Origin of the sequence: Variovorax endophyticus, from assembly GCF_025376855.1 — a bacterium.
Lineage (GTDB): Bacteria > Pseudomonadota > Gammaproteobacteria > Burkholderiales > Burkholderiaceae_C > Variovorax.
Window position 1 is genome coordinate 81,114 of record NZ_JAHUTH010000011.1, and the last position, 21,319, is coordinate 102,432.

At 71.1% G+C, this 21,319-nt stretch carries 20 protein-coding genes; 14 read left to right on the plus strand and 6 right to left on the minus strand.

Translation table 11 applies throughout. The features are described 5' to 3' along the window. Positions 1-9 precede the first annotated feature (9 nt). Genes kdsA through KV106_RS16425 form a run of 3 tightly spaced genes read left to right on the plus strand, consistent with a single transcriptional unit; the run spans position 10 to position 2,314 of the window. Positions 10-855, plus strand: coding sequence for a 3-deoxy-8-phosphooctulonate synthase (gene kdsA, locus KV106_RS16415; protein ID WP_261211117.1), 846 nt, complete (start codon positions 10-12; stop codon positions 853-855). A 40-nt stretch (positions 856-895) separates the two neighbouring features. Then, positions 896-1,132 (plus strand): hypothetical protein, encoded by a 237-nt coding sequence (locus KV106_RS16420; protein ID WP_057591218.1) that lies wholly within the window; start codon positions 896-898, stop codon positions 1,130-1,132. A 57-nt stretch (positions 1,133-1,189) separates the two neighbouring features. Beyond that, entirely contained in the window at positions 1,190-2,314 is a 1,125-nt protein-coding gene (locus KV106_RS16425) for a 3-deoxy-7-phosphoheptulonate synthase (RefSeq protein ID WP_261211119.1), read from the plus strand. 8 nt (positions 2,315-2,322) lie between these two features. Here the strand turns inward: KV106_RS16425 and KV106_RS16430 are convergent, their stop codons facing one another. Beyond that, positions 2,323-2,946, minus strand: a complete 624-nt coding sequence (locus tag KV106_RS16430) for an NAD(P)H-dependent oxidoreductase (RefSeq protein WP_057591216.1) — start codon at positions 2,944-2,946, stop codon at positions 2,323-2,325. A gap of 78 nt (positions 2,947-3,024) precedes the next feature. Here KV106_RS16430 and KV106_RS16435 point away from each other — a divergent pair, with 78 nt between their 5' ends. Continuing rightward, the gene (locus tag KV106_RS16435) at positions 3,025-3,633 is read left to right on the plus strand and encodes a TetR/AcrR family transcriptional regulator (RefSeq protein WP_261211120.1); all 609 of its coding nucleotides are present in this window, start codon (positions 3,025-3,027) and stop codon (positions 3,631-3,633) included. Between the two features lie 16 nt (positions 3,634-3,649). Here the strand turns inward: KV106_RS16435 and KV106_RS16440 are convergent, their stop codons facing one another. Beyond that, complete coding sequence (locus tag KV106_RS16440) at positions 3,650-4,537, minus strand: hypothetical protein (RefSeq protein WP_261211121.1); 888 nt, start codon at positions 4,535-4,537, stop codon at positions 3,650-3,652. A gap of 350 nt (positions 4,538-4,887) precedes the next feature. Between KV106_RS16440 and KV106_RS16445 the strand changes: the two genes are divergently transcribed. Continuing rightward, positions 4,888-6,183: a trypsin-like peptidase domain-containing protein gene (locus KV106_RS16445; protein ID WP_409976530.1), complete on the plus strand. Its 1,296-nt coding sequence runs from the start codon at positions 4,888-4,890 to the stop codon at positions 6,181-6,183. Positions 6,184-6,222: 39 nt separating this feature from the next. Here the strand turns inward: KV106_RS16445 and KV106_RS16450 are convergent, their stop codons facing one another. The 3 genes from KV106_RS16450 to KV106_RS16460 are packed head-to-tail and all read right to left on the minus strand — an operon-like array spanning position 6,223 to position 8,864. Beyond that, positions 6,223-7,230: an NrtA/SsuA/CpmA family ABC transporter substrate-binding protein gene (locus KV106_RS16450; protein ID WP_261211124.1), complete on the minus strand. Its 1,008-nt coding sequence runs from the start codon at positions 7,228-7,230 to the stop codon at positions 6,223-6,225. Between the two features lie 30 nt (positions 7,231-7,260). Next, positions 7,261-7,995 (minus strand): ABC transporter ATP-binding protein, encoded by a 735-nt coding sequence (locus tag KV106_RS16455; protein ID WP_261211125.1) that lies wholly within the window; start codon positions 7,993-7,995, stop codon positions 7,261-7,263. Next, the gene (locus tag KV106_RS16460; RefSeq protein WP_409976531.1) at positions 7,992-8,864 is read right to left on the minus strand and encodes an ABC transporter permease subunit; all 873 of its coding nucleotides are present in this window, start codon (positions 8,862-8,864) and stop codon (positions 7,992-7,994) included. Before KV106_RS16460 ends, KV106_RS16455 begins: the two co-directional genes overlap by 4 nt. 216 nt (positions 8,865-9,080) lie before the next feature. On the opposite strand from KV106_RS16460, the gene KV106_RS16465 reads away from it, so the two are divergent. The 5 genes from KV106_RS16465 to KV106_RS16485 all read left to right on the plus strand — a co-directional run bounded on the left by KV106_RS16465 (position 9,081) and on the right by KV106_RS16485 (position 16,107). Continuing rightward, positions 9,081-10,763 (plus strand): M14 family metallopeptidase, encoded by a 1,683-nt coding sequence (locus KV106_RS16465; RefSeq protein WP_261211127.1) that lies wholly within the window; start codon positions 9,081-9,083, stop codon positions 10,761-10,763. A gap of 218 nt (positions 10,764-10,981) precedes the next feature. After that, entirely contained in the window at positions 10,982-12,625 is a 1,644-nt protein-coding gene (locus KV106_RS16470) for an ABC transporter substrate-binding protein (RefSeq protein ID WP_261211128.1), read from the plus strand. Positions 12,626-12,632: 7 nt separating this feature from the next. Next, entirely contained in the window at positions 12,633-13,550 is a 918-nt protein-coding gene (locus KV106_RS16475) for an ABC transporter permease (RefSeq protein WP_057591208.1), read from the plus strand. Beyond that, positions 13,547-14,422 (plus strand): ABC transporter permease, encoded by an 876-nt coding sequence (locus KV106_RS16480; RefSeq protein WP_261211129.1) that lies wholly within the window; start codon positions 13,547-13,549, stop codon positions 14,420-14,422. The genes KV106_RS16475 and KV106_RS16480 overlap by 4 nt, the downstream gene beginning before the upstream one ends. After that, positions 14,419-16,107: a dipeptide ABC transporter ATP-binding protein gene (locus KV106_RS16485; RefSeq protein WP_261211130.1), complete on the plus strand. Its 1,689-nt coding sequence runs from the start codon at positions 14,419-14,421 to the stop codon at positions 16,105-16,107. The genes KV106_RS16480 and KV106_RS16485 overlap by 4 nt, the downstream gene beginning before the upstream one ends. Before the next feature lie 9 nt (positions 16,108-16,116). Here the strand turns inward: KV106_RS16485 and KV106_RS16490 are convergent, their stop codons facing one another. Beyond that, entirely contained in the window at positions 16,117-17,142 is a 1,026-nt protein-coding gene (locus tag KV106_RS16490; RefSeq protein ID WP_261211131.1) for an ABC transporter substrate-binding protein, read from the minus strand. Between the two features lie 232 nt (positions 17,143-17,374). On the opposite strand from KV106_RS16490, the gene KV106_RS16495 reads away from it, so the two are divergent. The 4 genes from KV106_RS16495 (at position 17,375) to KV106_RS16510 (ending at position 21,311) form a co-directional block, all read left to right on the plus strand. Continuing rightward, positions 17,375-18,193 carry a MetQ/NlpA family ABC transporter substrate-binding protein gene (locus KV106_RS16495; protein WP_261211132.1) on the plus strand — a complete coding sequence of 273 codons (819 nt, stop codon included), beginning with the start codon at positions 17,375-17,377 and terminating at the stop codon, positions 18,191-18,193. Continuing rightward, a complete protein-coding gene (locus KV106_RS16500) occupies positions 18,190-19,290 on the plus strand; it encodes a methionine ABC transporter ATP-binding protein (protein WP_261211254.1) in 1,101 nt (366 codons plus the stop codon). The genes KV106_RS16495 and KV106_RS16500 overlap by 4 nt, the downstream gene beginning before the upstream one ends. Then, positions 19,271-19,927 (plus strand): methionine ABC transporter permease, encoded by a 657-nt coding sequence (locus KV106_RS16505; RefSeq protein ID WP_261211133.1) that lies wholly within the window; start codon positions 19,271-19,273, stop codon positions 19,925-19,927. The genes KV106_RS16500 and KV106_RS16505 overlap by 20 nt, the downstream gene beginning before the upstream one ends. A gap of 160 nt (positions 19,928-20,087) precedes the next feature. Continuing rightward, the gene (locus tag KV106_RS16510) at positions 20,088-21,311 is read left to right on the plus strand and encodes an acyl-CoA dehydrogenase family protein (RefSeq protein WP_261211134.1); all 1,224 of its coding nucleotides are present in this window, start codon (positions 20,088-20,090) and stop codon (positions 21,309-21,311) included. Positions 21,312-21,319: the final 8 nt, after the last annotated feature.

The following is a 21,319-nucleotide window of genomic DNA, read 5'->3' on the forward strand; positions in this document are numbered from 1 at the left end:
AGCTCCCCCATGAAAAACGTCACCATCCCCCCCGGTATCGGCGTGCGCAACGACGGCCCCTTCGTGCTGTTCGGCGGCGTCAACGTGCTCGAGTCGAAGGACCTGGCGCTGCGCACCGCCGAAGAATTCGTGCGCGTCACCGGCAAGCTCGGCATTCCCTACGTGTTCAAGGGAAGCTTCGACAAGGCCAACCGCTCGTCGATCCACTCGTACCGCGGCCCCGGCCTCGACGAGGGCCTGCGCATCCTGCAGGAGGTGAAGACGGCCTTCGGCGTGCCGGTGTTGACCGACGTGCACGAGCCGGCCCAGGCCGCGCCGGTGGCCGAGGTGGTCGACGTGCTGCAGCTGCCGGCCTTCCTCGCGCGCCAGACCGACCTGGTGGTGGCGCTCGCGAAGACCGGCCGCGTCATCAACATCAAGAAGCCGCAGTTCCTGAGCCCGAGCCAGATGTTCAACATCGTCGAGAAGTTCAGGGAAGCGGGCAACGAGCAGATCATCCTGTGCGACCGCGGCACCTGCTTCGGCTACGACAACCTCGTGGTCGACATGCTGGGCTTCGGCGTGATGAAGAAGACCACGGGCGACCTGCCGGTGATCTTCGACGTGACCCATGCGCTGCAGCAGCGCGAGGCCGGCGCCGCCGCCTCGGGCGGCCGCCGCGAACAGCTCGTGGACCTCGCGCGCGCCGGCATGGCGCTGGGCCTCGCGGGCCTGTTCATCGAGGCCCATCCCGATCCGGCCCAGGCCAAGTGCGACGGACCGAGCGCGCTGCCGCTGCACCAGCTCGAGCCCTTGATGGCGCAACTCAAGGCGCTCGACGACCTCGTGAAGTCGTTCCCCGTCCTGCAGATCTAGCTTTCTTCAGACCGTCATGCGGGACTGCGAGCATCCCCGCATGTTCGGCCCTCTCATCTCCATCGCGCTGACGGTGGAACAACACGACACGAGCGAGTACTACTGGGTGCTGCTCGAGTCGTTCGACGGTTCGCCCGAGTACGAGCGCCTGCTCGAAGCCGCGGCGGGATTTGCCACCTACCTCGATGCGCTCCAGGCCGGCTATGCCGTGCTCAAGGGACTGTCGGAGGACCTCGCGGTCGGCCCGCGCGACGAAAGGCGCGCGCGCTTCCTCTGAGGGCCATGGGTGCGTTCGGGGACAATCGGCGGGCCCTCCGACATTCCACCCACGACCATGCCCCGCCTCGACGACCCCCTCCACGACGCCGAAATCGGCTCCCGCGACAGCACGCTCGACACCACCCGGATCGACGACGTGCGCATCGGCGCCGTGCGCCCGCTCATGACCCCCGCGCTGCTGCAGGAGCGCGTGCCCGTGCGCGACAACACCCTGGCGCTGGTCGAGGGCGCCCGCGCCGCGATCGCCGACGTGCTGCACGGCCGCGACGACCGGCTGGTGGTGGTGGTCGGCCCATGCTCGATCCACGACCACGACCAGGCCATCGAATACGCGCAGCGCCTGAAGAGGGTGGCCGATTCGCTGCAGGACGACCTGCTGATCGTGATGCGTGCCTACTTCGAGAAGCCGCGCACCACCGTGGGCTGGAAGGGCTACATCAACGACCCGCACCTCGATGGCAGTTTCGCCATCAACGAAGGCCTGGAGCGCGCGCGGCGCCTGCTGCTCGAGCTCACCACGCTGGGCCTGCCGACCGGCACCGAGTTCCTCGACCTGCTGAGCCCGCAGTTCATCGCCGACCTGATCGCCTGGGGCGCCATCGGCGCGCGCACCACCGAGAGCCAGAGCCACCGGCAACTGGCCTCGGGCCTCAGTTGCCCCGTCGGTTTCAAGAACGGCACCGACGGCAGCGTCAAGGTTGCGGCCGACGCCATCCTCGCGGCCCGCGCGCCGCATGCCTTCATGGGCATGACCAAGATGGGCATGGCGGCGATCTTCGAGACCCGCGGCAACGACGACTGCCACGTGATCCTGCGCGGCGGCAAGGCGCCCAACTATTCGGCCGCCGACGTCGAGTCCAGCTGCCAGGCGCTGCTGGCGAACGGCCTGCGGCCGCAGGTCATGATCGACGTCTCGCACGGCAACAGCAGCAAGCAGCACCAGCGCCAGATCGTGGTGGCCGAGGACGTCGCGGCGCAGATCGCGGGCGGCGAGCGGCGCATCACCGGCCTCATGATCGAGAGCCACCTCGAGGAAGGGCGGCAGGACCTCCAGCCCGGCGTGGCGCTCAAGCACGGCGTCTCGATCACCGATGCCTGCATCGGCTTCGCGCAGACGGTGCCGGTGCTCGAGGGGCTGGCTTCGGCGGTGAAGGCGCGGCGGCGGCTGGCGAAGGGCTGAGCCTGGGGTTAGCCCGCCAGCTCGGCAGCCGCTCGTTGCGACGCTTCCTTCGCGAAGGCGTTGCTGCCGAGCCCCCGCGCGGTGACCAGATGCGCGGCCCCGCCTTGCCCATTCACATCGACCAGGAACTCCGAGGTGCGCACCGGCGCGCCGCAGAAATCGAAGATGCCGTGGTCGATCTGCGTGCGCATCGCCTTGTCGTAGCCGTGCCGCGCATAGGTGCCGCCGTCCGCGCCGCCGATGCCGATCAGGTGGATCGGGAGGTGGCCGAGCCGCTTGCCGAGCGAGCCGTCGGGCCGCTCGTCGTAGGCCCAGCCGTTGGAGAACACGCGGTCGATCCAGCCCTTGAGCTGGCCCGGGAACGACCACCAGTAGACGGGATAGACGAGCACCAGCGCGTCGGCGCGGTCGATGCGCTGCTGCTCGCGCAGCACGTCGGCCGGCAGCGGCGCCTGCAGCAGGTAGGCGGTGGCGTCGGCCTGGCCGAAGGCCGGCTGGAAGCCCTCCGCGGCGAGGTCGGCGATCTCGGTGCTGTGGTCGCCGGAGGCCGCCACGCCCTCGGCGTAGGCGCGCGCGACGGCATGCGTGAGCGATTTCGGATCGGGGTGGCTGACGACGACGAGGGCGTGCATGGAGCTTCCTTTCTTGCGGATGGATTTAAACTACTGTTGGTAGATTACTTTCTGTAGGTTACCTTTGGTAGGTTAATCATGTCAAGCAACCCCCCGAAACCGCCCGCGCCCGTCGCGGCGAAGAAGCGCCTGCCCAAGGAGGAGCGCAACCGCCAGCTCATGGACGTGGCCTGGTCCATCGTGCGCGGCGAGGGCACCGACGCGCTCACGCTGGGCTACCTGGCCGAGCGCGCGGGCGTGACCAAGCCCGTGGTCTACGACCACTTCGGCACGCGCACCGGGCTGCTCGGCGTGCTCTACGAGGAGTACGACGGCCGGCAGCACGCGCTGATGGACGAGGCCCTGCGGGTCGCGGCCCGGTCGCTGCCGGCCGTGGCCAAGGTGATCGCCGCCACCTACGTCAATTGCGTGATGGAGATGGGCCGCGAGATGCCCGGCGTGAGCGCTGCGCTGGCCGGTTCGCCCGAGCTCGATGCGCTCAAGAAGGAGCACGAGGCGCTGTTCCTCGCCAAGTGCCGCGATGCGCTGCAGCCCTTCGCGAAACAGCCGCTCGCGCTGGCGGGCATGCGCGCGATGCTGGGCACGGCCGAGGCCGTGTCGTTCGCGGCCGCCGCGGGAGAGATCGAGCCGGCGGACGCGGAGCATGAGATCTACGACGCCATCATGCGCATCGCGCGCCGGAGCTGAATCGCTGCCGCCCGGGTCAGTCCTCCTCGAGCACCGACGAACTCTCGAGCCAGAAGCCCCCGATCATCCCGACCGTGAGCGCCCCGATGGCGCCCCACAGGCTCAGGAAGGTGTGGATGTTGTAGTGCCCGGGGCGCTGCGCCAGCGCGGCCGACAGCTCGGGCTCGACGATCCCGCCGAGGCCTCGCGCGGCCGCGAAATCGAAGCCGGCCGCGCCGAGGAAATGAACCGCCAACAGCAGCGGCAGCATCGTGATGAACGGCAGCCAGGCGCCGCGCACCTTGCGCCATGCCAGCAGATAGGCGGCCAGCAGCAGCACCGCGCCCACCACGATCGTGCCCAGCAGCACGGGCTGGCGTGTCAGCGGCAGCAGCCAGGGCCAGAGCCATTGCAGCGGATAGAGCGGCCATTCCGCGTTCGGCGCCAGCCCGCCCGGCCGCGCGAAGGCCTGCCAGCCCAGCGCGAGCGTGATGCGTCCCACCAGCGCCGAGGCACAGGCCACCGCCGCGATGCCGAGGCAGGCGATGCGCAGCGGCGAGCTGCGCGGTTGCGGCCACACATGCGGGGGCAGGGCGGGCATCGGCGGATCGCCCACGCGCCATGAGCGCGTCGTGACGATCACCGAGGCACGCGGGGTGGCGAGCTCGCCGCGCACCAGCCAGTCGGTCGCCAGCACCGCGAGCGCGAAGGCCATCGCGGCCGTGAGCCAGGCGCAGGCACCGGGCATCTCGACGAAGCCGAAGGGCGTGAGCATCGGCAGCTCGCCATAGACGAGCCCGGCGCAGCCGTAGGCCAGCATGATCGGAACGCAGAGGATCAGGGCCGCGCGCGTCAGCAGCACATCGCTGCGGGCCGGCTGGTCGCGCAGCGACTGGAGGCGCGACCAGGCGCGGGTCAGGCTCATCGATCCCATCTTCGTCGGAGTGGTCGGGGCCTCGGCCGAGGCCCCTTTGGCGTCGACGTTAGCACGCGGCGTCGGCGCCCGGCCTTTCATGAAATTTTCATGACAAAGCGCAGTCCGGCAAGCGCCGGACCGTCTTGTCTTCGAGGCCCACGCCTTCCGCGCGCCTCGACCCTGTTCGTCGGCGCGTCGTGCGGCTGGGCCCACCTTGCTCCTGAAAGACCGCCATGACCGTCTCGTCCGCCAGACTCTCGCCGCGCGCCGCCAGAGCGAGCACGCGGACGTGGCGCTTCTGCGCGGCGCTGGCGGTCGCGCTCGCGGGGCTCGCGTTCGGCGGGCCGCTGCAGGCGGCGATGCCGTGGCCGAGTTCGGGGCTCGCGGAACTGGTCAAGCGCTACGGCCCGGCCGTGGTCCACATCGGCGTGGAGCGGCCTTCGGCGCCGGCGCGCCGCCTCAGCGACCGCTGGCTGCTGCTGGTGCCCGGCGCGCAGCCGCAGCCCGCCGAGACCGACCAGGCCAGCCTGGGTACCGGCTTTCTCATCAGCGCCGACGGGCTGATCCTGACCAACGCGCACGTGGTGGCGCGCGGCACGCAGATCACGGTGAAGCTGCCGGACCGGCGCGAGTTCCGCGCGCGCCTGGTCGGGCTCGACGCGGTGGCCGACGTGGCGCTGCTCAAGATCGATGCGAGCGGCCTGCCCACGGTGCGCATCGGCGAGCCCTCGAGCGTGGAGCCCGGCGACGGGGTGGTGGCGATCGGTTCGCCCTACGGCTTCGGCAACTCGGTGACGGCCGGCATCGTGAGCGCGAAGGGGCGCCTGCTGCCGGGCGCGGAGTACATGCAGTTCCTGCAGACCGACGTGCCGATCAACCCCGGCAATTCGGGCGGGCCGCTGTTCAACCTGCGCGGCGAGGTGATCGGGATCAACTCGCGCATCTACAGCCGCAGCGGCGGCTACCAGGGCCTCTCGTTCGCGATTCCGATCGACGCGGCCATGCGCATCAAGGACCAGCTGCTGGCCACCGGCAAGGTCACGCGCGGGCGCATCGGCGTGTCGGTGCAGGAAATGGGGCAGGCGCTGGCCGACACCTTCCGGCTGCCGCGCCCGGCCGGCGCGCTGGTGAACTACGTGGAGCCGCGCGGCGCGGCCGAGACCGGCGGGCTGAGGCCGGGCGACGTGATCCTGGCGGTACAGGGCCGCGAGGTGGTGCAGGCGGCCGATGCGCTGGGCTTCATCGCCGAGCAGACGCCGGGCGACAGCGTGCGCCTGATGGTGTGGCGCGACCGCACGGAGCAGGTGCTCGAGGTGCGCGTCGACGGCTTCGAGACGCCGCCGCTGGCGACAGGTGCCGCGAGCGCGCCGTCGCGCCTGGGCTTCGCGGTGCGTCCGCTGGCGCCGGCCGAGCGGCAGTTGCTGCGCGTGGAGGGCGGCCTGCTGGTGCAGCGCGTGAACGCGGCGGCCTCGCGCGCGGGCGTGCAGCCGGGCGACCTGATCCTCGCGCTCAACGGCCAGCCCATCGACAGCGCCGAGGCGCTGGCGCAGCAGCTCGACACGGCCGACGGCACGGCGGCGCTGCTGGTGCAGCGGGCGGGCACGCGCATCTTCGTGCCGATCTGCACCCGCGCCGGCGAGCCGCGCTGCGGCTGAGAGGCCGTCGCCTTCCTGCCGCGAGGCGTCGCCCCGTCTTCACAGCCGCGCGAGGTAGTCCGTGACCCTGGCCTTCTGCGGCAGGATCTTGCGCTCCGACAGCCAGTCGGCCGCCTTCTGGAATTCCTGCAGGAACTTCGCGTCCTGCACGCCGCGCACGTCCCAGCGGCGCTTGAGCTTGACCAGCGTGTCGCGCACCGCGTCGCTGTAGCCCGCGTCCTGCTGGTTCAGCGTCTCGGCCTCCACCGGATGCTCGCTGATCCACTTCGCCTCGGCCGCGTAGGCCGCGTTCACGGCGCGCACGATGGCCACGTTCTCCTCGGCGAACTTGCGGTGCGTGACGTAGGAGTTGAAGTCGATCAGGAAGTCGAGGTCGCGGCCCTCGAAGAAGACGTCGTGCGCCTTGTACTCGGTGCGCGCGATGTCCACGCCCGGGCTCCACATCGACCAGGCGTCGATCTTGCCCTGCGCGAAGGCCGGGCCGGCGTCGGGCGGATTGAGATAGACGAACTTGACCTTGCCGCGGTCGATGTTGTGCTTCTCGAGCGCGGCCACCAGCAGGAACTCGCCGAGGCCCGAGCGGTTGACCGCGACCGACTTGCCCACCAGGTCCTGCACCTTGTCGATGCCCGAGCCGTCCTTGGCGATGATCGCGGTGCTGCGCGGCTCGACGATGGCGAACTGCGTGAACACCAGCGGCGAGCCCGCGAGCATGGCGGCCAGCGCGGGCGTGGTGCTGCCGCCGAAGCCGAAGTCGGCGCTGCCGCCGGTCACGGCCTGCAGCGAGGGCGCATGGTTGGGGAAGGGGCCGATCCACTGCACCTTGATGCCGTCCCTGGCGAGCAGCTTCTCGAACTCGCCACGGTTCTTCGCCAGCGCGGGCAGGCCGCCGCGGCCCCAGGTGAGGCGCACGGTGTCGGTGTTGCGCGTGGCCTTGGCCGGGGCGGCGGCCTGCGCCTGGGCCAGGCCCGTGGCCAGGGCGCCGGCGCCGACGACGGCGGTCTGCAGGAAGCTGCGGCGCGAGGCCGGGGAGAACGAGGAGGTCATGGAGAGAAGAGGAAGAAAACGAAAGGGGATTCAGCCGTGCACGCTGTCCGCGGCCACGCCGAGCTCGGCCAGCAGCGCCTCGCGCAGCGCCGTGGCATCGGGATGCGTGCGCCCGGCATTGGCCTCGGGCGACACGGCGTATTCGCTCGCGATCGCGCCGTCGCGCATCACGAGCACGCGGTCGGCCAGCGCCACCGCCTCGTCGACGTCGTGCGTGACCAGCAGCACGCCGGGCCGGTGGCGGCGCACCAGTTCCTTCACCAGGCCATGCATGCGGATGCGCGTGAGCGCATCGAGCGCGGCGAAGGGCTCGTCGAGCAGCAGCAGCCGGGGCTCGCGCACCAGCGCGCGCGCCAGCGCCACGCGCTGCGCCTGGCCGCCCGAGAGATTGCGCGGCCAGTCGTCGAGCCGGTCGCCGAGGCCGACCTCGGCCAACGCAGCTTGAGCGAGCGCCTTGCCGGTAGCCTCGTCGAGGCCCAGCGAGACATTGCGCCAGAGCGAATCCCACGGCAGCAGCCGGTGTTCCTGGAACACCACCGCGGGCTGGCGCGGTCCGTCGATACGTCCGCCGTCGATGGCATCGAGGCCGGCGAGCGCGCGCAGCAGCGTGGTCTTGCCGCAGCCGCTCTCGCCGAGCAGCGCGACGAACTCGCCGCGCGCGATGCGCAGGTCGAGCCCGCCGATCACGGTGCGCTCGCCATAGCGGCGCTGCAGGCCGTGCACGACGACGGCGGGGGCCTCGGGTTGCGATGGTTGCGCGCTCATCGCCGCTCTCCCGCCGCATAGTTGGGATGCCAGGCCAGCAGCCGGCGTTCGAGCAGCCGGGCCACCGCATCCGAGGCCACGCCGATGGTGGCGTAGACCACGATGGTCAGCACGATCACGTCGGTGCGCAGGAACTCGCGCGCATCCATCGCGAGATAGCCGATGCCCGAGCTGGTGGCGATGGTCTCGGCGATCACCAGCGCGAGCCAGGCCACCGCGAGCGCATAGCGCACGCCCGCGAGGATCGAGGGCAGCGCGCCCGGCAGCACGATGCGCCGGATCAGCGTGGCGTTGCTCAGGCCCGTCACGCGGCCGAGCTCGAGCAGCTTGGGGTCGACCTGCCGGATGCCCAGCACGGTGTTGATGTAGATCGGGAACATCACGCCCAGCGACACCAGGAAGATCTTGCCGCCCTCGTCCACGCCGAACCAGACGATCACCAGCGGCAGCATCGCGAGGAAGGGAATGGCGCGGATCATCTGGATGCTGCGGTCGAACAGCGCCTCGGCCAGCCGCGAGAAACCCACCACCGTGCCGAGCGCGAAGCCGATCGAGCCGCCGATCACGAAGCCGGTGGCCGCGCGCAGCAGGCTGGTGCCCATGTCGCTGATCAGCCGTCCTTCCTGGATCAGGCCCCAGGCCGTGGCCGCCACCTTGCTGGGCGCGGGCAGCACATGGATCGAGAGATAGCCGGCCCGCGCCGCCAGCTCCCACGCCACCAGCACCAGGGCCGGCACCAGCCAGGAGATCAGCAGCAATTGGTTGCGCGACAGCACGCGTGGCGCGCGGCGCGGCGGCAACGGCTTGGCGGCCGGCTCGACGGCAGCGGGTGCCGTGGGCAGCGGGAGGTTGTCGAAGACATGAGACATCGAGGCGAGGCTTTCCATGAGGGGTCCCCGTGAGTCGGGAGCCGGCGCAGGCTAGCGTGCGCCCACCTGCGGGCCAAAGAACGAAAACGGTTCAACGTATGCGGATTCCGTGCTTGCATTGCGCGCCCGAGGGCCAAGACTGGGGGCGCCCGTCCCCGGGGCCGCGTGTCTGCCCGTTGGTAACCCCACGCCGCGAGGCGGTTTATTCTTCCCGCCATGACCCTGCTGCTCGACGCCACCTTCCCCCGCACGCTGGTGCAACTGGTCGAGCGCTTCGGCGCCCACCCGGTCACGCGCATCGAAGCCTGGCTGTTCGAGGACGCGCCGATGCGCCGCGCCGCCGAGCAGGCGCTCGCCGCGGCGGGCGTGCAGGCCGTGCTGCGCAGCGCCTACAAGCCGCTGGTGCATTTCTTTCTCGAGGAATTCGAGGACGATGGGGCGACCTCGATCGAGGTCCGCACGCCCGCGGGCCAGGGCCAGCGCTTTCGCCTGGAGGCCTATCCGCTGGCCGGCCTGCTCGGCGAGGGCGTCGCGCTGCGTTTCGCCGAAGGCGAGCTGCCCGGCGAGCACCTCGTGACCGCCGGCGAACGGCAGTGGCGCGTGTTCGCGCCCAACGATGCCACCGCCTCGCCCTGCGGCTGGCTGCGCGTCTGGGACGGCGACGCGCTGGTGCACGACGCCGCGCTGCCCACCGAGTTCGAGGCCGCCTGCGCGGCCGCGCTCGACGCGGTGCGCGGCCATGCCTGGAGCTACACGCTGCCGCTGTTCGACACGCTCGAGATCGCGATCGCCACCACCGGCATCGAACGCCGGCTGCCCTTCGGCGAGGAGACCATCGACACCTTCGAGGCGCTGCACGAGGACTGCTACTACGGCGCGCTCGAGTTCTTCAAGGCGCGCGCCGGCCTCGACGATGCCGACCGCACGCTGCAGCCCGGCCACATCGTGCCGCTGATCTCGCGCAGCGAGGACGACACGCGCGTCACGGTGCGGCTGGCCGCGCATCGGCGGGTGGACCCGCCCGTCGACGCCACCCTGGTGCTCGACAGCGCCGACCGCTCGCTGGCCCCGGTCGAGGTCGAGGCCGCGATGGCGCGCCTGCCCGGCGAGCGTTTCGGCGTGACCTCGTTCCAGGGCCGTCCGGTCTCGGGCCTGCATGTGCGCGGCACGCGGCAGGGCCTGGTGGTCACGGCCGGCCAGCATGCGAACGAGAGCTCGGGCGTGGTCGGCGCGTTGCGCGCGGCGCCGCTGCTCAACGCGCTGCCCGGCGCGCACTATGCGCTGGTCGCGCTCGAGAACCCCGACGGCGCGGCGCTGCATCACCGGCTTCAAGAGACCGATCCCACGCACATGGCGCATGCCGCGCGCTACACCGCGCTGGGCGACGACCTCGAGGCGCGCACCAAGCCGCCCTTCGGCGAGAAGGCGCCGCGGCTCGAGGCGATCGCGCGCACCGGCGCGCGCCTGCACCTGAGCCTGCATGGCTACCCGGCGCACGAATGGACGCGCCCGCGCGCCGGCTACGTGCCGCGCGGCAGCGAGCTGTGGACGGTGCCCAAGGGCTTCTTCCTGATCCTGCGCCAGCACCGGGGCCACGACGGCCTGCGCTTCCTCGATGCGCTCACGAAGGAACTGCTCGCGGGCTCGGCTGAACTGGCCGCGTTCAATGCGCTCCAGCAGCGCATGTGGCATGCCCACGTCGGCGAGCTGCCGTTCGCGCCCATCAACGGCATTCCCTGCATGGTGATCACCGACGAGCGTTCGACCGTGCCGTTCACGCTGGTCAGCGAGTTCCCCGACGAGACCGTGCGCGGCGCGGCCTTCCGGCTCGCGCACACGACGCAGATGCGGACCGTGCTGGCTGCAGCGCGTCTCTACTGGGACGGACTTCTGGATTGAGCGGATGAAAGGCGCTGAAGCGCTCCATTCGCGCTAAGCGAGATAGCTTCTGCGAAAACTTTCGTTAGCCGCGAAGCCCTGAGCTTCGAAGATCGGCGCTGCCCGTGCACGGGCGTTCGCCCGGGCCTGCACGGCCGGCGCCGCGCGCGCCGACTCCTTGTCCTCTCCTCCTGGCGCGGATTCGTCCGCGCGGCTTTCCCACGTTCCTTTCCGTCGTCATGAAGATCTCCCTTGTCCTTGCTTCCCCGCGGCGCGCGTTGCCGCGCATCCTCCAGGCCGGCCTGCTCGCGGCCTGCGGCATGAACCTCGCGCTGGCCGCCGACACGCCGCGCCAGGGCGGCGAGGTGGTCTTCGGCGTCACCACCGATCCGATCTGCTTCAACCCGCACCGCTCGACGCAGCAGAACTCCTACATCCTGATCCGCAACTACATCGACTCGTTGGTCGCCAAGGGCAAGGGCGGCAAGTTCCTGCCCTGGCTGGCGCAGGAGTGGAGCGTCTCGCCCGACGGCAAGACCTACGCCTTCAAGCTCAAGCCGGGCCTGCAGTTCCACGACGGCACGCCGCTCGACGCGGCGGCCGTGAAGTTCAACTTCGACTTCGTGCGCGACACGAAGAACACCAATGCCGCCGGCGAACTGCTCAAGGCCGTGGAGCGCGTGCAGGTAGTGTCGGCCAGCGAGGTCCGGCTGCAGCTGGCCCGGCCCGACTCGGGCCTGCTCGAATCGATCGCCAGCGTGCGGCTGGGCCTGATCTCGCCGAAGTCGCTGCAGTCGGGCGACGACCTGTGCGGCGGCGGCCCCGCCATCGCGGGCAGCGGCCCCTTCCTGTTCCAGAACTACGTGCGCGGCCAGTCGGCCGGCTTCGCGCGCAACCCGCGCTACCAGTGGGCACCCGGCTATGCGGTGCACCAGGGCCCGGCCTGGCTGGACCGCGTGACGGTGCGCTTCCTGCCCGAGTACGCGGTGCGCGCGGGCGCGCTGAGTTCGGGCCAGGTCGACGTGATCGAGGGCGTGCAGCCCACCGACGTGGGCCTGTTCAAGGACCAGCCGGGCTTCCAGTTCCTGGTCGGACCCGCGGGCGCGCAGACCTCGTTCACGCTCAACGTCAACTACACGATCCCGCCGGCCACCGACGTGCGCGTGCGCCGCGCGCTGCGCGACGGCGCCGACATCGACGCGCTGGTCAAGAGCGTCTACCGCGGCACCTACCGCCGCGCCTGGTCGAACATCGGCCCCGACAGCTTCTTCTACAACAAGGCGCTCGAAGGCAGCTGGGGCAACAACCCGGCCGCGGCCAACAAGCTGCTCGACGAAGCGGGCTGGACCGGCCGCGACGCCGAGGGCTTCCGCACCAAGGACGGCCAGCGCCTGACCATCGAGGTCGGCTACCCGCAGCCCTTCGTGCGCGACAACCGCGACGTGCTGATCCAGGGCCTGCAGGCGCAGCTGCGCAAGAACCTGGGCTTCGACCTGCGGCTGCGCTTCGTCACCGGCGGCGAGTGGGCGCAGCAGCTGCAGAAGGGCTCGTGGAGCATCTATCCCAACACCTACCTGCCGGCCGACGCGGCGCAGGAGCTGCAGGGCAACATCGGCGAGAGCGGCTTCATCCGCGCGGTGGCCGACAAGGGCGACAGGACGCTGTTCGGCTACATCAACGACGCGCTGGCTTCCACGAATCTCGAGGAGAAGAAGAAGCTGGTCGACGCCGCGCAGCGCCACGCGGTGGACCAGGGCATCATCGTGCCGCTGTTCTCGGCCAACTACCAGCTCGCGGCCAAGAGCCGGGTGCGCGGTCTGTCGTTCGAGACGCAGCTCGACTCGCCGTCGAACTTCCACGACGTGTGGCTGTCGGAGCGCTGAGCCCGTCATGTGGCGACTGGTGATCTCGCGGCTGGGCGCCGGCCTGCTGGTGGCGTGGGGCAGCGCCACCGCGGCCTTCCTGGCCCTGCATGCGCTGCCGGGCCGGGTTGAGGACATCCTGGCCGGCGACCTCGACTACCCGGGCCTGCGCGAGGCCATCGCGGCCGAGTGGGGGTTGGACCGCCCGCTGTGGGAGCAGTACCTGGGCTTCCTGGCGCGCATCGCCAGCGGCGACTTCGGCACCTCGTACGAACTGCGCCAGCCGGTGGCGCGCGTGGTGATGGCGCAGCTGTGGCCCACGGTCGAGCTCGCGCTCGCGGCCGGCGTGCTGGCGCTGCTGTTCGCGGTGGTGGTGGCCACGCTGACCTCGGGCCGCGGGCGCTTCGCGCGCGCGGCGGCCTCCATGCTGGAGCTGGTGTTCGCCTCCACGCCGGTGTTCTGGCTCGGCATCCTGCTGCTGATGGCCTTCTCGTTCACGCTGCGCTGGTTCCCGGTCTCGGGTGCGGCCGACTGGCGCGCGCTGGTGCTGCCGGCGACCGCGCTGGCGCTGCCGACCGCGGGCCTGCTGGCGCAGGTGCTGCGCGAGGCGATGGAGCGCGCGCTCGAGCAGCCCTTCGTGGTCACGGTGCGCGCGCGCGGCCTGGGTGAGCTGCGGCTGCGCCTGCGGCACGTGCTGCGCCATGCGGCGCTGCCCGTGGTCACGCTCGGCGGCTGGATCATCGGCGGCCTGCTCGGCGGCGCCGTCATCACCGAGAAGGTGTTCGGCCGGCCCGGCCTGGGCACGGTCACGCTCAACGCGGTGCTGAGCCAGGATGCGCCCGTGGTGCTCGCGGTGGTGCTGCTGGCGGCCTTCATCCACGTCGCGGCGTCCACCCTGCTGGACCTGCTCTATGCACTGATCGACCCGAGGCTCAAGGCATCATGACTTCCGCATCCGAGACCGTCGCGCTGCCCGCGGGTGGCGCACCCGCGTCGAGCGCGCCGCGCCGGCGCCTGCCGCCGCTCGCGGTGCTGCTGTCGGCGCTGTTCGTCGCGCTGCTGGTGATCGCCACCGTCGCGCCGCGCTGGCTGGCGCCGCTCGATCCGCTCGAGGGCGACTTCCTCGCGGTGCTGCAGCCGCCGGGCGCCGAGCATCCCTTCGGCACCGATCGGCTCGGCCGCGACGTGCTCTCGCGCACCGTGCATGGCGCGCGCTACTCGCTGTTCATCGGCATCGGCGGCACCGCGATCTCGGTGCTGGCCGGCGTGCTGCTGGGCCTGGTGGCGGGCCAGAAGCAATGGCTGCTCGACGAGGGGCTGTCGCGGCTGTTCGACGTGATCTCGTCCTTTCCGGGCGTGCTGCTGGCGATGCTGGTGGTGGTGTTCCTGGGCCCGGGGCTGGCCAACATCGCGCTCGCGGTCGGCATCGCGGGCATTCCGAAGTTCGCGCGCGTGGCGCGCGCGCAGACGCGCATCGTGCGCCAGGCCGACTACGTGACCCATGCCTACATCTACGGCCGCAGCCGCGCCCAGGTGTTCTTCGGCCATCTGCTGCCCAACGTGCTGGTGGCGGTGCCCGTGACCGCCACCGTCTACGTCGGATCGACCGTGCTCGCGGCCTCGGGCCTGAGCTTCCTGGGCCTCGGCCCGCAGCCGCCCACGCCCGAGTGGGGCGTGATGCTGGCCGAGAGCCGCGACGTGCTGCGCGTGGCCTGGTGGCCCGGCGTGTTCCCGGGCGCGGCCATCACGCTCACGGTGATCTCGTTCACCGTGCTCGGCCACCATCTGCAGCGGCGCTTCGAGGGGAGGCCGGCATGAGCGATGTTCCGCTGGTCGATGTGGAAGGCCTTACGGTCCGCTTCGACACGCCCGCGGGCGAGCGCACCGTGGTCGAGGCGCTCGACCTGCGCATCGCGCGCGGCGAATGCGTGGCGCTGGTCGGCGAGTCGGGCTCGGGCAAGAGCGTGACCGCGCGCAGCCTGCTCGCGCTCGCGGGGCCGGGCACGCGCGTGAACGCGCGCAAATTCCTGATCGACGGGCGCGACGCGAACCGCTTCGATGCCGCCGACTGGCGCCGCCTGCGCGGCACCTTCGCGGGGCTGGTGATGCAGGACGCGCTGGTGTCGCTCGATCCGCTGCGCCCCATCGGCCGCGAGGTCGGCGAGGTGCTCGAGCATCACGGCCTGCTGCGCGGCCGCGCGGCGGTGCGCCGGCGCGTGCTGGAAACGCTCGCGCGCGTGGGCATGCCCGATCCCGAACGCCGCATCGGCCAGTACGCGCACCAGCTCTCGGGCGGGTTGCGCCAGCGTGCGCTGATCGCGGCCGCCATCGCGGGCCTGCCGCCGCTGATCGTGGCCGACGAGCCCACCACCGCGCTCGACGCGGCGCTGCAGAAGCAGGTGATCGAGGTGCTGGCGCGGCGCGTGCACGACGAAGGCAGCGGCCTGCTGCTGATCAGCCACGACCTGTCGGCGGTGGCGGGCATCGCCGACCGTGTGCTGGTGATGCGCCACGGCCGCGTGCTCGAGCAAGGCCCGGTGCGCGACGTGCTGTCGAGCCCGCGCCATGGCTACACCCGGCAGCTGATCGCGGCCGTTCCCTCGACCTCCTCGCGCGGCAGCCGACTGTCGTCGGCGCGCTTCGAGTCAACCGGCGCGGGCCCCGAGGCGCGGCTGCGCATCGTGCGCGAGCCGCTGCCGCCGCGCGCGCCGGTGCCGGCCGCGCAGGCACCGGTGCTCGAGGTCCGGGGCATCGGCAAGCGCTTCGCGGTGCGGCGCGGTCTGGGTCCGCGCGAGGACTTCGTGGCGCTCGAGGACCTGTCGTTCTCGATCGCGGCCGGCGAGGTGCTCGGCCTGGTCGGCGAATCTGGCTCGGGCAAGTCCACCTGCGCGAAGATCGTGCTCGGCCTGCTCGAGCCCGACGCGGGCACGGTGCGGCTGCTGGGCCAGCCCTGGTCGGGCACTTCCGAGGCCGCGCGGCGGCCGCTGCGGCCACGGCTGCAGTACATCCCGCAGGATCCGTTGAGCAGCTTCGATCCGCGCTACCGCGTGTCGCAGGTGATCGCCGAGAACCTGCAGGGCCTGCCGCGCGCCGAGGTGGGCGCGCGCATCGCGGCGCTGCTGCAGCAGGTAGGGTTGGCGCCCGAGTTGGCCGAGCGCTTTCCGCGTTCGCTCTCGGGCGGCCAGCGCCAGCGCGTGGCGATCGCGCGCGCGCTCGCGGCACAGCCCGCGCTGATCGTCTGCGACGAACCGGTGTCGGCGCTCGACGTCTCGGTGCAGGCCCAGGTCATCGACCTGATCGCCGAGCTGCAGTCGCGGCTGGGCACGGCGCTGCTGTTCATCTCGCACGACATCAACCTCGTGCGCCATGTGGCCGACCGCGTGCTGGTGCTCAACCGTGGCCGGCTGGTCGAGCAGGGGCCGGTGGAGGAGGTGCTGTCGCGGCCCGCGCACGACTACACGCGCTCGCTGCTGGCCGCGGTGCCCGAGCCGCTGGCGGCCTGAAGCAGGCGCTCAGGCCAGCACGTCCACCGTCAGGAATTTCGCGAAGCGCGCCGGATCGGTGCTCTTCTTGAGCACCCCCACCTGCTTGAGGTCGACCGCATAGCTCTCGATCTCCTTCGCGAGATCGAAGCGCCTGGCGTGGTGCGTGTAGCCTATGGTCGAGAGGATGCTGCCGAGGTCCTGCTGCGCCACCTTCGGGAACAGCTTGCTCACCGCGCGCCCGGCCTCGTTGGGGTTTTCGGCGATGAAGTCCGCGGCCTGGTGCAGCGATCGCACCACGGCCGCCACCTGCTGCGGATTGCGTTTCACCAGTTCGCCGCGCGCCGCGACGATGCAGCACAGCCGGTCCTTGAAGTCGCCCTTGAGGATGTTGGCGATCTCGAGGTAGGCGCCGGGGTTGCGCTTCTCGATCAGGTAGAGGTTCGGGTCCGAGTCGGCGATGACGTCGATCTCGCCCTTCTTCTGCGCGATGTCGAGCTGGTCGGCCGGGAACACGCGCCACTGCACGTCCTGGTCGGGGTTCACGCCGCGCCGCGCCAGCGCGGTCGAGAAGAACTGGCGCCCATAGCCCGCGGGACTCGAGACGCCGATGGTCTTGCCCTTCACGGCCTCGATGCTCGCGATGCCCGAGGTTTTGGGCGCGAGCACGCGGATGCAGCCCGCATGCGCGGTGCCCACCACCTTCACGTCGAAGCCCGCTTCCAGCGGCTTGAGCCAGGCATGGATCAGGCCCAGCGAGATGTCGGCCTTGCCGGTGGCGATCGATTCGAGCACCTGGTCGACCGCGCCCGCGAAATTGATGATCTCCACCTTCACGTTGTTCTTCGTGAAGTAACCGAGTTCGTTGGCGACCACGATCGGGCTCAGGCACAGGCCGGTGCCGGTCCACGACAGCGTGATCGGCTTGTCGTTGTCGGCGCCCCAGGCACGGCGGCCCAGCAGGCCGAGGCCGGCGGCGCCGAGCGCGGCGGCGGCACCGCGCACCAGCGTGCGGCGGCTCGGCGGAAGCGGGAGGGAAGGCAGCGAAGCGGTCATCGAAGGAACTCCAGGCAAGGTGGCATGCGAAGCCGTCGACCGTATCGGCGAGCCTGCGCCACGGCAACTTCGGAATGCGCATGTGCAAGCGCGTCAGCGGCGCGCGGCGCGGATCGATCCGCGCCTTCGTCGCGCAGCGAGATTGCTTGTGCGAAAACTTTCCTTTTCCGCCATGGCGGGGCCTTCGAAGATCGGCCGCAGGAAAAAAACCGGCAACCGAAAAGAGAAAGCCATGCACACACGCAGTGTTCTTCGCGCCCTCGGCGCACTCGTCCTCGCCTCGACCGCGCTCTGGTCGCAGACCGCGGCCCTCGCGCAATCGCAGACCCTGCGCGTGGGCGTGCGCGGCGGCGTCGACGAGGAGATCTGGGAAGTGGTCACCAAGGTCGCCAGGCGCAACGGCCTCGAGGTCAAGCCGGTGGTCATCACCGGCTCGGCCAGCCCCAACGAGGCGCTCAACAATGGCGACCTCGAGGCCAATTCGTTCCAGCACATCCCCTTCCTCAACGACCAGGTCAAGCAGCGCGGCTACAAGCTGGTCAGCGTGGGCAATACCTACATCTCGCCGATCGCCTTCTATTCGAAGAAGCACAAGGCCTTCAAGGACCTGCCCGACGGCGCCAAGCTCGGCATTCCCGACGACCCGAGCAACCAGACGCGCGCGCTGGTCGTGCTGCGCGACCAGGGCGTGCTCACCCTGCGCGAAGGCTTCGATCCCTTCAAGGGCACCGCCACGCTGGCCGACGTGACCGGCTACAGGAAGAAGGTGCAGCTGGTGGAGGCCGCCTCGGTGGTGCTTGCGCGTTCGCTCGAGGACGTGGATGCCTCGGCCATCGTCAACACCTTCGCCTACCAGGTCGGCCTGATCGCCACGCGCGACGGCCTCGCGGTCGAGAAGAAGGAGAACAACCCCTACGTCAACATCATCGTGGTGCGCGAGAAGGACAGGAACGCGGCCTGGGTCAAGCCGCTGGTCCAGGCCTATCAGTCGGAGGAGGTGCGCCAGTTCATCCAGACGCGGTACCAGGGTTCGGTACTGCCCGTGTTCTGAGCGCCGCGACGACGCCGGCACCGGCGCCGGCCCACATCGTCTTCGAGCAGGTCTCCAAGAGTTACGCGGGCGCGGCAGGCACGGTGGCGGCGCTCGAGGCGGTCTCGTTCGCCGTCGAGCGCGGCGAGGTCTTCGGCATCATCGGGCGCAGCGGCGCTGGCAAGTCCACGCTGCTGCGCACCGTCAATGCGCTCGAGGCCGCGAGCGGCGGCACGGTGCGCGTCGACGGCGTGGACGTGGGCGGCCTCGACGAGGACGGCCTGGTCGCGCTGCGCCGGCGCATCGGCATGATCTTCCAGCACTTCAACCTGCTGTCGGCCAAGACCGTGCGCGACAACGTCGCGCTGCCGCTCAAGGTGGCGGGCGTGGAGCCGCGGCGCATCCGCGAGCGCGTGGACGAGCTGCTCGAGCTCGTGGGCCTGGCCGACAAGGCCGATGCCTGGCCGGCGCAGCTCTCGGGCGGGCAGAAGCAGCGCGTGGGCATCGCGCGCGCGCTGGTGCACCGGCCGCAGATCCTGCTGTGCGACGAGGCGACCTCGGCGCTCGATCCCGAGACCACGCAGGCTATCCTCGCGCTGCTGCGCGACATCAACCGGCGCTTCGGCCTCACGGTGGTGCTGATCACGCACGACATGGCGGTGATCCGCGAGGTCTGCGACCGCGTGCTGGTGCTCGACCGCGGCCGCCTCGTCGAGCTCGGCGAAGTGTGGCGCGTGTTCGGCAAGCCGCGGGCCGAGGCCACGCGCGCGCTGCTGCAGCCGCTGCTGCACGACCTGCCGCCCGACCTGGCGGCGGCACTGGTGCCGGAGCTCGAAGGCCTCGAAGGCATCCCGGGCCGGTCGGCCCTGCGGGTGCTGAGCCTGGGCTTCGACGGCGCCGCGCGGCCGCGGGGCCTGCCCTTCGAGGCACTGGCCGCGCTGGGCCCCGGCGCGACCTGGCTGCACGGCGGGCTCGACCGCATCCGCGGCCATGCGCAGGGCCGGCTGCTGGTGGCCGTGCCGGTGGGCGCGGACCCTTCTTTCGACATCGACGCCGCGCGCCAGGCGCTCGCGGCCGACCGCATCGAGGTCCTGGGCTATGTCCACGCCGCAGATTGACAAGTACGTCCAGGCCTTTTTCCAGACCCTGCTGATGGTGGGCGTCTCGGCCTTCATCGCGATCGCGCTGGGGCTGGTGCTCGCGGTGGTGCTCACGGTGACGGCGCCGCGCAACCTCTATCCGCGGCCGCGCTTCCACCGGGCGCTGTCGATCGCGGTGAACGTCTGCCGCGCGATCCCGTTCATCATCCTGCTGATCGCGCTGCTGCCGGTCACGCGCTTCCTGGTCGGCACCACGCTCGGCACCTGGGCCGCGGTGGTGCCGCTGGCGGCCAACCTGATCCCGTTCTATGCGCGCATCGCGCAGGTCAGCCTCAACGACGTCGACGCCGGCCTGGTCGAGGCCGCGCGCGCCATGGGCTGCCGGCGCTGGCACATCGTGCGCCACGTGCTGTTGCCCGAGGCGCTGCCCGGGATCATCGGCGGCATGACGGTCAGCGTGATCGCGATGGTCAATGCCTCGGCCATGGCGGGCGCCGTGGGCGCGGGCGGCCTCGGCGACCTGGCGATCCGCTACGGCTACGAGCGCTACGAGACGCGCGTGATGTTCGAGGTGATCGTGATCCTGATCGCGCTGGTGTCGGCGATCCAGTTCGTCGGCGAGTGGCTGGCGCGGCGCGTCGACCACCGGCGCTGAACGCGCGGCGCATATCCATGCTCCGGAATGTTCTAAGCGAACGGGGGCCGGCTCGGCATCATGCGTGCAGCCGCCGCGGCAGGCGTCGCCGCTCTCCGATCCCGCGTTCCGGCCCGCCCCCGCTTTCCGCTTCCTCTTCTCCACCGCAGGCCGCCATCCCGTGTCCTCTTCTTCCGCTCCCCAGGGCACGCCATCGGCGGCCGATCCCTTCGCCGAGGACTTCGGCATCTTCACCGAGCCGGTGCTCGCGCTCGCGAACACCCTGGCCGCCAGCGCCGCCGAGCGCGACCGCGCGGGCGGCACGGCACTGGCCGAACGCGCGCTGCTGCGCCGCAGCGGCCTGCTCACGCTCGCGATCCCCGCGGCCCATGGCGGCCAGCAGGCGGCCTGGCCGCTGATCTTCCGCATCCTGCGCCGGCTCGCGCAGGCCGACAGCTCGCTCGCGCACCTGTTCGGCTTCCAGCACCTGCAGGTGGCGAGCGTGCTGCTGTTCGGTTCCGAGGCGCAGCAGGCGCGCTTCCTCGGCGAGGCGGTGGAGAAGCGCTGGTTCTGGGGCAATGCGGTGAATGCGCGCGACACCCGGCTGCAGGCGGCGCGCACCGACGACGGCATCGAGATCGACGGCGTGAAGGGCTTCTGCTCGGGCGCCCCGGACTCCGACGTGCTCAACGTCTCGGTGGTGCTCGGCCCCGAGCCCACCGACCGGCTGTTCGCCGTGGTGCCGACCTCGCGCGCCGGCATCACGGTGCTCGGCGACTGGGACAACATGGGCCAGCGCCAGACCGACAGCGGCAACGTCGAGTTCCGGCGCGTGCGCATCGCGCACGACGAGATCCTCGGCCCGCCCGGCGTGGCCTCGAGCCCGCGCGCCACGCTGCGCAACCTGATCGGCCAGATCGTGCTGACCGAGATCTACCTCGGCAACGCCTTCGGCGCGCTGCGCGCCGCCATCGAGCACCTGCGCGCCCACACCCAGCCCTGGCCCATGGCCGGCGTCGAGCGCGCCGAGGACGACCGGCTGCTGCAACTGCGCGCGGGCGAGATGTGGTCGGCGCTGCAGGCTGCCACCGCGCTGTCGAACCAGGCCAACGAGCGCTTCCAGCAGGCCTGGGAACAGGGCTTCGCGCTCACGGCCGACAGCCGCGGGGCACTCGCGATCGATGTGGCCGCCGCGCGCACGCAGGCCGCGCGCACGGCGCTGCATGTCACCTCGCAGATCTTCGAGCTGGTGGGCGCGCGCGGCACCGCCTCGAAGCACAACCTCGACCGCTACTGGCGCAACGTGCGCGTGCACACGCTGCACGACCCGCTCGACTACCGGCACCAGGGCATCGGTGCCTGGCTGCTGGCGGGCGACGTGCCGAATCCCTACGGCTATGGCTGAAGCCGGGC